We start from the raw sequence: 15,615 nt of genomic DNA, 5'->3' as shown, positions 1-15,615 counted from the left end.
CTTGGCATCTGACTATTAGTGCGTTAGCACCCCTAATTCAGCAATAGAAACGGTGGCGTCGTTACCCGCCGTGGTTTCGAGCGCGTCGAATTTCAGGTAACGCCCCGACTGCACCTGATCGAATCGGACCGACTGTATAACCGGGTTATTGTTAATGTTGCTGAAGGTGCCCTGGCTGACAGGAGCCGACCAGGTTTTACCGTCCTGACTCACCGATGCCACATACCGATAGACGATTCCCTCCTTTTTACCGTCCTGCCGAGGCAGGTAAGTGAACCCACGCAGGGGCAGCGTCTCGCCCAAATCCAGAATGACCGAGGCTGGCTCGTTACCGGTCTTGCGCTGTTGCCAGAATGTATTGACATTTCCATCGATCAGCCGGTCGGCACTCTTACTGGCTGTCGAACCACCCGCTGACACAACCGTCCATTTGGCAGCACTAATATCGAATTCAGCCGAAACGGGGCTGCTGGCTTTTTTCATGTTGTCGATAAACGCCCGGGCTTTGACGGTTCCGCCCTGCATTAGGGCAAACGGCTCACCGAAGCGAAGACTACTGGCTGTCGGTTCCGACCCGTCGGTGGTATAGGTAATAATGGGGTCGGTGGTGCGGGGACAGGCAATGGTTACCAAGCCATCTTTACTCCGGCTGATTACGGGTGTAACAATGAGTTCGGGCGCGTTATACATCTCGATCAACCGAATGAGCGGACTGGCTTTTGCCTCTTCAAAGCTCACCCGGATTTTGCTGGTCGTTATGGTCTGAAACCGCAGAATACGTCGATTGCCAATGGTGGTTCCCTGCGCGATGGTCTGGTATTTTCCAGCCTGCCAGGCCGCTACCGAAAACTTTTTTACGCGCTGACCCAGGGCAATATATTCTTCGATAAGTAACCGGTTAAGCGTCGTGGGTTTGCCCAGATCAATAGCGAGCGTGGCTTGCTTTGCGCCGTCAGCGGCTGCCCAATACGTATCGCGGCTTTTGTCGAGAATGTTCGTAGCCGCGTAGGCCGGGGTTTTGCGAAAGACACTACTGGCCGTAATCGCCTTCCCGCCAGCCAGATTGACCGACGCCTTATCGGTATAGGCTTTCAACGCCATGAGCCGGGCCACGTCGTTTTCATGAACCAGCCCCCGCCGATCGACGGGCAGGTTGAGCAGCCAGTTGCCATTCCGACCAATGGAACTGTAATAAATGTCGACGAGGTGTTCCAGCGATTTTACTTTGTTATCCTCACTGGCATGGTAATACCAGCCGGGCCGAATCGAGCAATTGACTTCGGTAGGCACCCAGTGTGTGCCATCTTCGTGGCCCAAGGTTAACTCCCAGTAGTTCGGATAGGCCGGATACACCTTATCGCGGTTAAGCGTACTCCAGTTGGTTTCTCCCGCGTACCCATCTTCATTACCCACCCATCGAATATCGGGACCGGCATCGCTAAAAATAACAGCGTTGGGCTGGTACTGGCGTACCGTCGCGATGAAGCCCGGCCAGTCGTACACCTGTTTTTTACCATTAGGTCCTTCACCGTTGGCACCGTCGAACCATACTTCATACACGTCGCCGTACTGCGTCAGGACTTCTTTGAGCGTATTTTTAAAGATGTCATTGTATTCGGGTGTACCGTAGGCGGGGTGGTTCCGATCCCAGGGCGACAAATAAATCCCGAATTTTAGTCCGTACTCTTTGCAGGCTGCCGACAGGTCTTTCAGGACGTCGCCTTTTCCATCGCGCCACGTACTGTTTTTGACCGAGTGTTCGGTAAATTTCGACGGCCACAGGCAGAAACCGTCGTGGTGTTTAGCCGTAATAATAATTCCTTCCATGCCCGCATCTTTGGCTACTTTCGCCCACTGCCGACAATCGAGCTGGCTGGGGTTGAACATATTCGCGGTTTCGGTGCCGTGTCCCCACTCTTCATTGGTGAACGTGTTCATGTTGAAGTGGACGAAGGCGTAGTACTTCATTTTATGCCACTGCAACTGCCGGGGCGATGGAACAGCACCAAAGGGCGCCGGCGTTTGGGCAACAGCCAGCCACGACAAGTTAATAAGGACGATGAAAAGAGTAAAAAAACGCATAGACGCTATAAGAGAAGCATTCAGAACTTTTGCAGCAAGGCGTGGTCAAAAAGACCTATTTTTACGGGAGCAAGTAAAAAACAAAGATACCGTTATTTTAAATTTTATATAAAATATACTGTGGTTTAGAAAAAAATTTATTAACTATATTGTTAAATAGCCAGACAGAGCCATATCCTTTGGTAGCTTTTTTGACTAAATCTTGGCCGACACCGGGTTGAAACCCGGTGCAATGCCCTGGTTAAATCATCTGCACTGGGTTTACCGGACAGCACTCATCCAATGCCTTCTTATACAATCGGTTTGCTTCTTCTCATTTCCCTCTGGATAGTATCTTTTTCTGTTCCCGACCGACCGGATATCGTTGATGGTAACCCATCAGGTAATGAAGGGGCAACGATACTTGATTCAACTGCCACTGGCAAACAATTGGCTTTGCGCCATTGCGGGAGTTGTCATTTGTTTCCTGCACCGGAACTCCTGGACAAAACGACCTGGGTTACAGGCGTTCTGCCGAACATGGCCAGGCGGCTTGGCCTCAAACTCCCCGAACAGGACACCCTGAAACCGCTCTCACCCGAAGAAGAAAAAGCGATTCGGAAACTGACGATTTACCCCAAAACGGCTGCGTTATCCCTAAGTGACTGGAACAAAATTGTTCACTATTACGAACAGACAGCACCCGCCGAGCCATTGCCGCAAAAACCACATTTGACCGTTACCAATGCGCTTCCTTTATTCAGGCCAAAGGAACTGGTTCTCAGCGATAAACCGGTACCGCAAACCACCCTATTGAAGTACGACAATACTACCGCTCAGCTTTACGTAGGTGATGCCCAGAATGCCCTGTATGTGCTCAATTCACAACTCCAACTGGCCGATACATGGTGGATCGATACCCCACCAACGGATATAGACTTTCCGAAAAATGCAGCACCACGGCTCCTCACCATCGGCATCTTCAGTCCGTCCGATCAGCAGTTGGGCAGGCTGATGACGCTGGAAAGATCGGCAAAGCCCGCTTCCAGCCCGATAAATATTCAGAATTTGCCCCGTCCCGTGCAGTTTGCTTCCGGCGACCTCAATGCCGATGGTAAAGACGATGTTGTTATTTGCGGATTCGGGAATAACGCCGGAAAGCTATTCTGGTACGATGGGTTCGAGCCAACGAAGGAACACGTATTAAAGGCATTTCCTGGTGCCCGAAAAGTAGAGATTGCCGATTTCAATCAGGATAAAAAGCCCGATATCCTGGTGCTGATGGCGCAGGCACGGGAAGAAGTATCCATTTTCTACAACCAGGGAAACGGGCGCTTTAAAGAAAAAACCGTTTTACGTTTCCCACCCGTGTTTGGGTCCAGCTATTTTGAGCTCGTCGATTTCAACAAAGATGGGTTTCAGGATATTCTGCTGGCCAACGGCGACAACTGGGATTACTCAGCCGTCAACAAGAATTACCACGGCGTACACATCTATCTCAACGACAAAAAAGACAACTTCCGCGAAGCCTGGTTTTACCCCATCTACGGTGCCAGCAAAGCCATCGCCCGCGACTTCGACCAGGACGGTGACGTGGATATTGCAGTCACCTCGTTCTACACCAATTTGGCCCAGCCGGAGCAAGGATTTCTTTACCTGGTCAACGAAGGCCAGTTGACTTTCAAACCGTTTAGCACTCCGGAAGCCGCCAATGGAAAATGGTTAACTATGGAAGCCGCCGACATCGATCAGGATGGCGATCTGGATATTGTGCTGGGCTCCTATTTCCACACGGTTGGCGAAATGACCCAGTTGCTTTTTAAAGGCATCACCTCCTTTCCACAACTGCTGGTACTGGAAAATCAGGGAAAATAGAACCTGGCCTGGCAACAAAAATGGGCAAGCCAAGCGGTTTGCCCATTCTAATTTAACACTTATTGTCTTATTGGTACCGGGAGTTTTTACTTCACATCCCAGAATATCTTGGTCGTCAGGTTATCAGTTGCTTTTACTGACGCGTAGTTGGCTGCATTATACGTAATCTCATTCCCCGGAATCGTCCACCGAACGGGCGGTAAGGTCTGGTTGTTCGCGTTGTCGGCCTGGAAGTTCAATACCGGGTAGTCCAGCCGGCGAATGTCGGCCCAGTTTTCGTACGGTTGAACCAGGTTATAATGCAGCCATTTCTGAGTAGCAATCAGCTTCAGTTTGTCGGTGGCGCTGGTCGCGCTGCTCCAGTTCACACCCGGACCAGCGATGTAAGCCGAAATAGACGTGGCCGTTGCTGGCGTAGGAATGGCAGATCCTGTAATACCGGTGGCGTTGGTCAGTGCTAGAATTCCATTGTAGAATTGTACCGACTGCGTGATGGCTGTTTCGTAGGCTGTTTTTGCTGACGCATCATTGGCTGTTCTCAGGTAATACTCCGCTTTAATTAAATTCATTTGCGGGGCATTGATCAGGATACCGGGAAAGAACTGGTTACGACTCAATGTATACCGGTTGTAGATTGCAACCTGACCGGCATTTACGAGAGCGGTTTGAGCGGCCTGGGTACCCAACGGATCAATGCCAATATACTTCCCGGCGGCATTGGCACCTGGCTCAAAGAGTATCGGCAAACGGGGGTCGTTGTTGGCGTTCATGTTATCGATGATCGCCTTCCCGGCCGTATTCCCGTACCAGCCATCGCCCTCGATACCATCGCGGAACCCTTTCGAATTGATGTCCGTGTTGATATCGTAGACATTGATCTGAATATTCTGCGCGTTCGTTTCGACAATTGGATAGGTGGTTGCATTACCCAGAATCTCAGCCATTTCCGTATTCGACCGGGTTTTGAAGCTGGCCACGTCCGATACGCGGTTCAGCAACCGCAGGCGAATCGAGTTCGTATAGCGCTTCCAGGCCGTAACATCACCTTTGTTCACAAAATCCTGGGTTTGAAACGATTTCTGGTAGCCGGCGTTCAACGTAATCCCGTTCAGTTCGGTCGCAATCCGTTTCAGATCGTCCAGCAGGAAGGTATAAATGCCTTCGGCCGTATCGAACTTTGCACTGGATGCGGTGTATTCGCCCCCATTCGTACTCAGCAAACCGGCCGTGCTGAAGGGAATAGAGCCGTGCAGATCGACCATTTTCGCGGTATAATCATACACATAAACGGCGGCTGTCAGCATGAAAATCTTCAGGTTAGCCTGTTGTTCAGCCGTCTTCGACGCATATACTTTCTGCAGTTCGCGGTACTGCGCCAGCATATTGTAATAGTTGTACCAGACGTCCTCGATCCCTGACGAACCCGGAACGTACTGTCCCGACTCGTTAACCCAGCCCGTTGCCTGCGTGTAGTGATTGATGGATGTACGCAGGGAAACGAAATAATACCGGTAGCCTGGAAGTACATAATCTTTATTGGCATAGAGTACGCCGGTATATTGCTTCTCTACGGTTGTCTCCGCAATCTTGGCCGGATTGGGGTATGCGTCGGTAAAATCAGACTCTTTACAGGACACGTTTGCCAGCAAAAGCCCTCCCAAAAACAAAATAGATATTTTTTTCATCTTCATGATTGACATAAGGTTAGAAGCTGGCGCGCAACATGACACCCATGGTGCGGAACGATGGGTTATTACCAGCATTGTTGATGTTATCCGACCATTTCGTACCTACGTTGGTTTGCTCAGCATCCAGATCTTTGATGGTTCTGTATATGAAGAACAGGTTGCGACCAAATACTGACAGGGTCAGATTCTGGGTACCAATTTTACGGGTGATGCTGGCCGGAATCCGATAGCCTAACGAAATCTCTCTCATTTTGACGTAGGTATTTTCCTTCACATACAGCTCATAACGGGCGTTGCCATACTGTGGACCACCCCAGTTGTAGGTGCTGTTGTAATAAACAGCCTGCGAGATAACATTGGTATTAGCCTCGCCCGTTGGCAGTACGCCGTTCATCAACATACCATCGTGGTATACCGTTTGACCAGCCGGACCAGCCGATGCCGATGTCTGAACCCCTTTACCGTTTGCATCTATGTAATAGCTAAGGCCACCGTGCTCGGCATCCATAGCGGTCAGGCTTTCTTCGGTCAGACCACGCGATGTCATCCAGTTGATGCCTGTTGGCATGATCGAACCGCCGTAGCGGAAGTCAACCACCACGTCCAGGTTGAAGCCTTTATAGCCGAAGCTATTCAGCAAACCACCCGTTAGCTTCGGCATGGCGTTTCCGGCTTTTATCCAGTTAACACCATCCAGTTGATAGAGGCCATTCGGGCCAACCACATTGCGTCCGCTGGCATCTTTCAGGATACCGTGTACATAGATATCGCCCATTGGCTGACCAACTACCGAGCGTAGCTGAGCTGCGTTTCCGTCATAATCAGCGTGTAATAACTCGGTTGAGTTGTTGGCCAGTTTTTCAACTTTGTTGCTGTTTTTCGCCAGGTTCAAGGTCAAATCCCAGTTCAGGCCGTTGACATCACTGCTTCTCAATGGCGACACGTTCAGGGCCAGTTCCAGACCCTGGTTTCTCAAGGTACCGATGTTGGCCAGAATCGTTTTAGCCCCTGAGGTAGCGGCAATCGTCAGCGGTAAAATTTGGTCGACAATCTGTGCGTTGTAATACGACAGGTCAATGCCCAGTCTTCTTTTGAACAGTCTGGCTTCGAAACCAAATTCGAATTCATGTTTCTGCTCCGGCCGTATTTTGTCGTTACCGTAGTCGCTGCTGATATTCGTATACAGCACCGAGCTCCCACCACTCTGCTGCACACTCAGGCTTCCCTGATTGTAGGCATTGTTGGCGCTATAGATGCCTGGATAGTTACCCACGATACCCCACGAACCTCTTAGTTTGGCATAGTCGATAACCGTCGGTAACCGGAATATGTCGCTCAAAACAAGGCTCGTATTGACCGAGGGATATACAAAGGCATTGTTTCCTTTGGCAAGCGTCGATGTACGGTCTCTGCGAATGGTACCTTCGATGAAGAAGAAATTCTTATAATCGAAGTTTACCGTCCCCAGGAAAGCATCCCGAACGTAGCGATCGCGGTAGTTGTAGGCTGTATTGTAGCCTGGCGTGTTGGCTGAAGCCGACATGTCGAAGAAATTTTCGGTACTCAAGCCACCGTTTGTTTCCCGTTGCATCAGCGTGTTCAGCAGTTTATTCGCCGTGTAGCCACCTCTAGCCGAAACCGTAATGTCATCATTCACTTTTTTGGTATAGTTCAGCAAAATGTCTGTGTACACGTTGGTATACAAGTTATTGCGCATGGCGAAGGAGCCAGAGTAGCCAAATGCCAATGGAGTCGAGCTCCGTTGCTTGTCTTCCATACGTTCCGAGGTAAAGTCCGTACCAACCCGGCCGCGCAGCGACAGTTCATCGGTGATCTGCCAGTTCTGGGTGATGCTGGCAATGATCCGGTTGCTGTACTCATCGTAGGTATTGGCACGGGTACTCCATACATAATCGCCAATATCCGTTTTGAATCCATTCCGGATAATGTTTTCGTTTGGTGTGAGGCTCTGGTTCGTTCCCGTTACATACTTGTATCCCTGGCTCGTCTGGTACTTGTTGAAATACCAGTCGGCCGACTCGAACCGGTTCATCATCCCCGAAAAGTTGTTAATCATACGATCAACTTTAAACGGGCGATTGTGCGTGTACTGGTTGACGTAGTTGATCATCAGATCTGTTTTCAGCTTTTTGTTCTCATTAAAGCTGGCGTTCAGGTTCATGATGTTCTTTTCGTTTTTGGCCCCGTAGCTGATCATACCGTTATCCTGGCGGGTATACGAAAAACGCAGGGTCGAGTTTTCCGACGATTTGGACACGGCCAGGTTAATGTTGGCACTGTGTGCATTTTGGAACAGATCGGCATAGCTATTCCCTGATGGCACGTAGGGCCGAACAACGCCATCGAAAGCCATTACAGGCTGCCCATCGAATTTGGGACCAAAATTGACCGTAGCCCCAAGCAATCCGCGGGTGTCGCCTTTGCCGTCGCCATCCGTATCGTAATAAATAAATCCGTTGGCATCCTGACCACCGTTGTTGTAGTTCAGCATATACCCAGGCCCTCTGACATTCTGGTAACGCGGCAGGTACGCAATTTTATCGACACTATAGCTGGCGCTGAAATCCACGCCAAGGCCTTTTTTCCCTTTACCCGTTTTGGTCGTAACCAGGACCACCCCGTTAACGGCTTCTGAGCCATAAAGTGCAGCCGCCGAAGCGCCTTTCAGGATCGAGATGTTCTCGATGTCGGCGGGGTTCAGATCGAGCAGACCGTTACCCCGTATACGTTGATCACCCCAGTAATCGTTATTGCGTACCTCACCGTTCCGAATGGGGATACCATCCATCACGATCAGCGGTTGCGTATTACCGGTAATAGAGGCCAGACCGCGCACGCTGATGCTTACCGCGCTGGTAGCACCACCCGGCGTAGCATTGATGGTTACACCCGGCGCTTTACCGTAGAGGGCGGTAGCGAAGTTTGGCGATGCCGTTTTAACAAGCGCTTCATTGTTGACAACCGCTGTAGCGTAACCAAGGGCACGCTCTTCTTTTTTGATACCAAACGCCGTTACAACGACTTCATTGATGTTGGAAGCATCCTCTTCCAGCGTTACATCAACGGTCGATCGGCTATCGATAGCTACTTCTTTTGATTTGTAGCCAATAAAGGAGAATACGAGCGTTCTGTTCTTGGCGGTCGTAATCGTATACTTACCATCAGCATCGGTTATTGTACCTAATGTGCTTCCTTTCACTACGATAGAAACACCGGGTAAAGGCTGGCCGTCATTGCCACCTGTGACCTTACCCGAAATGGACTGAGCCAATACGGGTGTGCTTATCACCAACAACAGGATAACAAGCCTGAGTAAATCTTTTGCCATAGATAAATTCGTTAAACTAATATAATAGGGAACTTTAATACAATATTAATAAATTCTTCGAACTAAATCGAACAAAATAAAAATTTTTAAAAACATAGCACGCTATATTTAATTACATTTATTAATAAGTATTTTTACTTGATAAAATTAGCTTAAGCGATGGTACATGCCCGCCTGGCAGAAGAGTGTAGGGCAATTCGCCAGTTGTGGCGCCTTGACCCGCCATCGCTGGCACCGGCTTCGAAATCGACGGTGGGAAGGCTGTTCTTTTAAGAGGTTAGATACTTCTTGGGTTTCATGCCGATATGCTGGGCGAAAACTCTTGAAAAATGACTGAGGTTTGTAAATCCCAATTGGTAACCAACCTCTGAGACCGTCAATCGTTTTTCTTTCAGTAACCTGGCGGCTTCCTGCATTCGTGAAGTTTGGTAATAGTCAAAAACACCTTTGCCAAAGGTCTGTTTAAACAGCTTGCGCAGCTTGGGTTCGCTCATACCAGCGTCTCTGGCCAGGGCAGCAATATGGGGAGGTTCGTGTAAGTGCGCTTGCAAACGTAACTTAATGGCATAAATAGCTTTAATATCGTCGATGTGCATACTGCTCGTTGGCAGAGCCTCCCGTTGAACCAGCAAGGCAAAAATATAGCACAGCAACTCTTCACATTTCAGTTTATAGTAATGATTTTCCAGACTTTCAGGGACAGTCTGGTGCAAAAAATCGCTGGCAACTTTAATTATTTCGGGTGAAATGCTCGTTTCAAACACAAAGCCATCCCTGGCTTCCAGAATACTTTCTACCACCGGGTGCTGTATGTTGCCAAAAAGCTGACGCAGATATGGTCTTGTTGCCGCAATCGTTACACTGCCGAAAAATGTATTTGACGGCATTTCCAATATGGACGAAACAGCCTGCATACAGATAAACACATAGGCTCGCTCTGGCGATAGCTGCTTTTCGGATGGTACAGGTGAGGGAAAGATGCCGCTTAGCAGAAAAATAACGTCCTCCTGCCCTTCAGCCATCACATTTGTCCGCTCGACAAAGACATCCTCGTTGAGATGGTAATTCCGAATCATCATCCGCAGATCGTTTCCCCAGGAAAAGCCTGTAAGGTATCCCGCTCCCTTGCTTTCGGGAATATAGATATAACGACCGCGTACGACGGCGCCAATGGCGTGGGCAAATTTTACCATAATGCCCGACCCCTCATCCGTAACCGATATTTTCATTTACGACTATTTTAATAGTATTTACGGCTATTTCGTGCTTAAAAGTAGCCATAATTTTGCGCTGTACAGAAAAAAGTGTAACCATCAACTACAAACATGTTAGTAAAAAACAAACAAGTGGCCATCATAGGCGGTGGCCCAGGCGGATTGACACTGGCCAGGCTTTTACAGCGCAAAGGTGTACATGTCAACGTATATGAACGAGATGTCAACAGAGATGTAAGGGCGCAGGGCGCAACACTTGATCTGCATTTTGAATCCGGATTGAAGGCACTTGAGAAAGCAGGTCTGATGGATGCCTTCAAAGCGAATTACAGACCGGACGCTGACCAACTCCGTATTGTTGATGAAAAAGCAAAAATTTTCTATGACGAACACACCGAAGAGGCTACGGGCGATTTTGGCGATGAATGGTTCAGGCCCGAAATTGACCGGGGACCATTAAGAAACCTATTATTGGATTCGTTACAGCCCGGCACCGTTGTCTGGGACAGTCATGTGGCCTCGGTTGAACGCATCGACGATGCCTTTCAACTAAATTTTCAAAATGGCAACACGGTTATTGCCGATGTTGTCATTGGGGCAGATGGGGCTAATTCTAAAATTCGGCCATTCGTTACGCCAATCAACCCGTTTTATGCAGGCGTTACCATTTTAGAAAGAAATATTGACGATGCTCAAACGAATGCTCCCCAAATTTATGACTTATTACAGGGTGGCAAAATCATGGCCTTTGGCGATTCAAAAACAATAATGGTAAGTGCCAAAGGCAATGGTAGTCTGGACTTTTATATTGGCTGGAAAGCAGATGTCCATTGGTGGGTGAACAGCGGTATTGATTTTAAGGACGGCAAACAGGTCTTGGAATGGTTTAAAAAAGAATACGCCGAATGGGACAACATCTGGCTCGAACTGTTCGAATACGAAAAAAACTTTTTTACGCCAAGACCACTCTACTGCATGCCATTGGACCAATCCTGGCAAGCACAGCCAAACATCACATTGATTGGCGATGCTGCCCATCTAATGCCACCGTATGCAGGCGAAGGCGTAAATATGGCCATGCTTGACGCCTTGGAATTAAGTGAATGTTTAACCAGCGAAACGTTTGCTGATTTAAAATCGGCCATTGCGCATTATGAAAAACAGATGTTTGCCAGATTTGCCGAAGTAGGTAAGGAAACATTGGACAACACCGACTGGATGCACTCCCCAGACGGATTAAAGAAAATACTAAACATGTTTAACCCGAATTAGAGCAGTGGAAAAGTAAATACCAGCCAATAGGCATAAAAAGCCACCTGGCTTTTCAGCGCACCAAGTGCTTTGTAGAGCAGGTTAGCTACCGACTGCCGGTTGATGTCCATTAGCTCAGCAATCTGGTCGTTTTCGAGCCCGTTGTAAAATTTAAGAAAAACGACCTCCTGCTGGCGTTTGGGCAGGGTATTGATGGCCTGACGGACTTTGAGTTGACTTTCTGAGTCGGCCTCTCCCTGCTCAATCTGCGTTTCAATGGTCTGCCAGTCCGACAGTTCGCTCACTTCCGGGCTGTTCAACGATGATTGGAAAGGCTTACTCCGTCGAAATTCCTGAAGAAGCTGATTACGGAGCGATTTGAACAAGTAAATAGATACGTACTGAATCGTAATCGTGGCCCGTCTCTCCCAGATACGAATAAATATCTCCTGAATTGAATCTTTTATAAAATCACGATCTTCGGTAAAGTTTGTGGCGTAGGCAAACAAAGCCCTGTACTGTTTCTCAGCCAGTTGGCAAAAAGCGACTTTATCGCCGGTTTTTGCTCGTTGCCAGAGCTCCAGTAAGTATTCGTTCTCTTCGATTGTGCGGTGCCGCTGATCCAAAATACCTGTTTTAAGTAAGGAAAAATAACAGTTAAATTCAGAAAAACATAAGAAGGTGTGTACAACTAACCAGGCGACCCAAAACATAGACAAGAATCCAGTTCGGGCAATCCAGCTATTCACTTCACGAGCGCAAACACCCGTATCGCCTTTCCAGTAGCTCCGACGAGTAATTCGGTACGTCCGGCTACGGTTACCGGGGCAAGATCACGAATGTCGCCATCCCACAGCAGGCCCGCCTGTTCCATTGGCACGTAGGCGAACCCTCCCTTCCCCCGATTCAAAAATAACTGGCCCCGATTGGCGTCATCTTTGCCCAACCGAACACGGTTGTATTCGCGATTGCCACCCACAATCAGGTCTGGTAAGCCATCGTGATTGACATCAACAGCAGCCAGGGCATAAGCCGGAGCTACCTGCGCTTCAATCGGTAATGGCTGCATCGTAAAGCTGGGACTTGTGCCTCCGCTGTTGCGAAACAATACGGTTTGCAACGTGGCCGCGTCAAGTTTTTGGGCTCGCTTTAATTCATCGGGCTCAAATAGATCGGTGATGGTTGCCTTCGAATAACTCATGTAATCCGTGAATTTTTTCCGCAGACTCACAACCTGGTCGAGCATTTCATCGCGGGCGTTGAACGGATGTGGCTGCCTGTCCGCGCTGTTGTTCCGATCGTAACCCACCAGGACCGGCAACACGGAACCAGCTACGTTTTTGATGCCATATAGGGTCAATGGCCTGTCTGTTGTAGCCTGAAGCTGGCTATTCAGCCCGGCATTTGCCGCAACAATATCTGGCTTACCATCCTGATCGAAATCCTGTACTAACAGCCGATTCCAACAGCCGGTTGTGGCGGGCAGTACCTGGTCGAGTACCTTGGCTTTTCCGTTCGGAAACGAAACAACCTGAACGGGACCAAAGTCTGTAGCCACAATCAATTCCGGGCGTCCATCACCCGTAAGGTCGGCAAAGGCGGCATCTGTAACCATACCGAGTTGCGTTAAGGCTCGTTGCTGACTTGTTACATCCAAAAAATGACCTTTCCCATCATTCAGCAAAAGGTGACTGAGGGGCATTTCGGGGTAACGGCCTGGCACGACCCGCGCTCCAATGAACAGGTCGCGGTCACCGTCTCCATCGACATCCGCCGAGCGAACACAGGACGCACTCGCCCGAATAGTAGGGAAAGTAGTTTCTTTGGTCAGGTGTCCTTTCCCATCATTAACGTACAGGCGAACCTGCAGGCGAGGGTCATCGATGGGTAGCTCGTATCCGGCGCTGGCCACAACCAGATCCAGGTCTTTATCGCCATCTACATCGAGCCAGTCCGCTCCGGCATCTTCGTAGGCTCGATCGGCCAGGAGAGCCGGTTGGGGCATGGGCGTAAATCCGTTGGCTCCAGCCAGAAACACCTGGCCACCCTGTCCTCGCCCACCACCCGTAAATACATCGTCGCGGCCGTCACCATTTGCATCCCCAATGGCAAAATAGGGTCCCGTTGGCGAAAGCATATAAGGTAATAACGGCTGAATTTTAAAGTCGTTGACCGCCTGTTGCTGGTGCGTCCAGGCCATTCCACCGGTAGCCTGCCAGAAAGTTTTTGGTGGAGTAACCGGTTGATTATCGGCCGTTGGGGCGTAGGCAACGGTAAGCTGGCCGTTCTGCACCTTGTTCAGACCCGCGGAACTGACAAACTGCGTTTTCCCATCGGCCCACCGAATTCGCATCGAGTCGACCGTAGAAGCCTTACCAAGCCCAAACAACAACGGCCCGTACATAGCCGACTGAAAACCCCGAACCGGCATAAACTCCTGCACCTGCATATGGCCACCCGCCCAGACGGTTACCCGTGCGCCCATGAGTTGCCCCAGGTTAGGGCTTTTTAGCTGAAGGCTCAGGTGGTGATTCGGACCTTTCATATCGGCATGGTTTTCGTAAATACTTGCTTCGGCATTTACGTTGTTGATCACTAAATCCAGATCGCCGTCATTGTCCAGATCAGCATATACGGCTCCATTCGACTGATTTTTCTCCTCGAATCCCCAAGTACTGGTTTCGTTGGCGAAGGTCAACTGCCCCCCTGGATCGCCGGACCGGTTCCGAAAGATGAAGTTAGGCTCGTTGATGCTGGGCATTTTGGCGATCACGGCCAGTGGGTCCGACGTGGCAGCGGGCTTACCGGTCTGTCGGGCCTTCAATTGCTCATCCATCGTAAACTTCAAAAACTCCATGTTGGTGTAATCGCGGGCGTAGCCATTGCTCACAAACAGGTCTTTCCAACCGTCGTTATCGAAATCGGCAAACAGCCCGGCCCAGCTCCAGTCGGTATTGGAAATACCCGCCAGCTGGCCTATCTCACTGAACACAGGAAGGGCAGCGCCCGAATCACCGAATTTGTTTTCACCTACATTCAACTGGAGCATATTGCGCATTGTCTGGTGATGGAAACCCGAGCGCAGCAATTGCGCGTACTTGTCGTAATTATCGTCGCCCGACGTCAGTTTGATGCGTTCATTCCGCTCGGGGAGCATATCCAGCGTGAGCAAATCGATACGCCCATCGTTGTTCACATCAGCCGCATCAGAACCCATCGAGTAGAGGGACGTATGCCCCATCGACTCCCGAACCACTTCCTTGAATGCCGGAACGCCGGATCGGCCGTTTTGCTGATTGATGTAGAGATAATCGTTTTCATTGTAGTCGTTCGAGACGTAGAAATCGAGCCAGCCATCGTTGTTAAAATCGCTGACGGCTACGGCTAGCCCAAAACTCAACACATTGGCTGTTAAGCCAGCCGCAACCGAAACATCCACGAATTTACCATTCTGGTTCTGGTACAGCTTGCTGGAATAATTGGTATTCGTCTGCTGTTTATAGTCGCTGATCATTCGACTAAAACCGGCATATTCCTGTACCGAATGGTTTAGTAAAAAACAATCCAGATCGCCATCCCGATCATAATCGAAGAAGGCGGCCTGGGTTGAATAGGCTGAATCATCGAGCCCATACTCGGCGGCTTTTTCGGTAAAAGTGGGATATCCATCCCGGAGATTCTTATTGTTGATGAACAGTAGATTTCGGCGCAGTCGGGCATCCGTAGCTGCCGATCGGCAAACGTAAATATCCAGCCAGCCGTCGGCATTGATGTCTACCACCGACACACCCGTATTCCAGCCCTCGGCTGCGCCAACTCCTGCTTTATCGGTAATGTCATCGAAAGTCAATTTGCCCGAGCCGGGTTCGGTCTTGTTCAGGTAGAGTTTGTTGGCGTTCAGGTTGCCCGTGAAGTACAAATCGACCAGGCCGTCGTTGTTAAAATCAGCAGCGGCCACGCCACCGCCATTGTAAAAATAGCCATACTTCAGCACGTTAAATTCTGGCGCTTCTTCCAGTGAATTTTTGAACGTGACATTGGTTTGGGAAGCTGGTAATTTCTCGAATAGCGTATCCTGATTGTCGCAGGAGGCAAAGAGCAGTACCAATAAACAGATCGAAAGCAACTTCATAGTCTAAAGATAAACCGCAAAGGGCGCAAAGGAAAACGCAAAGGA

8 protein-coding genes are annotated in these 15,615 nt (G+C 49.5%); 2 read left to right on the top strand and 6 right to left on the bottom strand.

Going from position 1 to position 15,615, the window contains the following annotated elements; genetic code table 11:
- Positions 1-15: 15 nt before the first annotated feature.
- Positions 16-2,082 carry an alpha-L-fucosidase gene (locus SD10_RS04220; RefSeq protein ID WP_052731067.1) on the bottom strand — a complete coding sequence of 689 codons (2,067 nt, stop codon included), beginning with the start codon at positions 2,080-2,082 and terminating at the stop codon, positions 16-18.
- A gap of 282 nt (positions 2,083-2,364) precedes the next feature.
- On the opposite strand from SD10_RS04220, the gene SD10_RS04215 reads away from it, so the two are divergent.
- On the top strand, positions 2,365-3,936 hold the full coding sequence (locus tag SD10_RS04215) for an FG-GAP repeat domain-containing protein (RefSeq protein ID WP_046375825.1): 1,572 nt from the start codon (positions 2,365-2,367) through the stop codon (positions 3,934-3,936).
- A gap of 86 nt (positions 3,937-4,022) precedes the next feature.
- Here SD10_RS04215 and SD10_RS04210 read toward each other — a convergent pair whose 3' ends face one another.
- The 3 genes from SD10_RS04210 to SD10_RS04200 form a co-directional block, all read right to left on the bottom strand.
- On the bottom strand, positions 4,023-5,621 hold the full coding sequence (locus SD10_RS04210) for a SusD/RagB family nutrient-binding outer membrane lipoprotein (RefSeq protein WP_316933127.1): 1,599 nt from the start codon (positions 5,619-5,621) through the stop codon (positions 4,023-4,025).
- Between the two features lie 19 nt (positions 5,622-5,640).
- Positions 5,641-8,973 (bottom strand): SusC/RagA family TonB-linked outer membrane protein, encoded by a 3,333-nt coding sequence (locus tag SD10_RS04205; protein ID WP_046375823.1) that lies wholly within the window; start codon positions 8,971-8,973, stop codon positions 5,641-5,643.
- 269 nt (positions 8,974-9,242) lie between these two features.
- Positions 9,243-10,202: a helix-turn-helix transcriptional regulator gene (locus SD10_RS04200; RefSeq protein ID WP_046375822.1), complete on the bottom strand. Its 960-nt coding sequence runs from the start codon at positions 10,200-10,202 to the stop codon at positions 9,243-9,245.
- 96 nt (positions 10,203-10,298) lie between these two features.
- Here SD10_RS04200 and SD10_RS04195 point away from each other — a divergent pair, with 96 nt between their 5' ends.
- Positions 10,299-11,459, top strand: coding sequence for an FAD-dependent oxidoreductase (locus SD10_RS04195; RefSeq protein ID WP_046375821.1), 1,161 nt, complete (start codon positions 10,299-10,301; stop codon positions 11,457-11,459).
- Here SD10_RS04195 and SD10_RS04190 read toward each other — a convergent pair.
- Complete coding sequence (locus tag SD10_RS04190; protein ID WP_046375820.1) at positions 11,456-12,064, bottom strand: RNA polymerase sigma factor; 609 nt, start codon at positions 12,062-12,064, stop codon at positions 11,456-11,458. The two genes, SD10_RS04195 and SD10_RS04190, sit on opposite strands and share 4 nt — an antisense overlap.
- A 119-nt stretch (positions 12,065-12,183) precedes the next feature.
- On the bottom strand, positions 12,184-15,570 hold the full coding sequence (locus tag SD10_RS04185; protein WP_046375819.1) for a VCBS repeat-containing protein: 3,387 nt from the start codon (positions 15,568-15,570) through the stop codon (positions 12,184-12,186).
- Between the last annotated feature and the right edge of the window lie 45 nt (positions 15,571-15,615).

Source organism: Spirosoma radiotolerans, assembly GCF_000974425.1.
In the GTDB taxonomy this organism is placed as follows: Bacteria; Bacteroidota; Bacteroidia; order Cytophagales; family Spirosomataceae; genus Spirosoma; species Spirosoma radiotolerans.
This window is presented reverse-complemented; position numbering and strand designations above follow the sequence as displayed.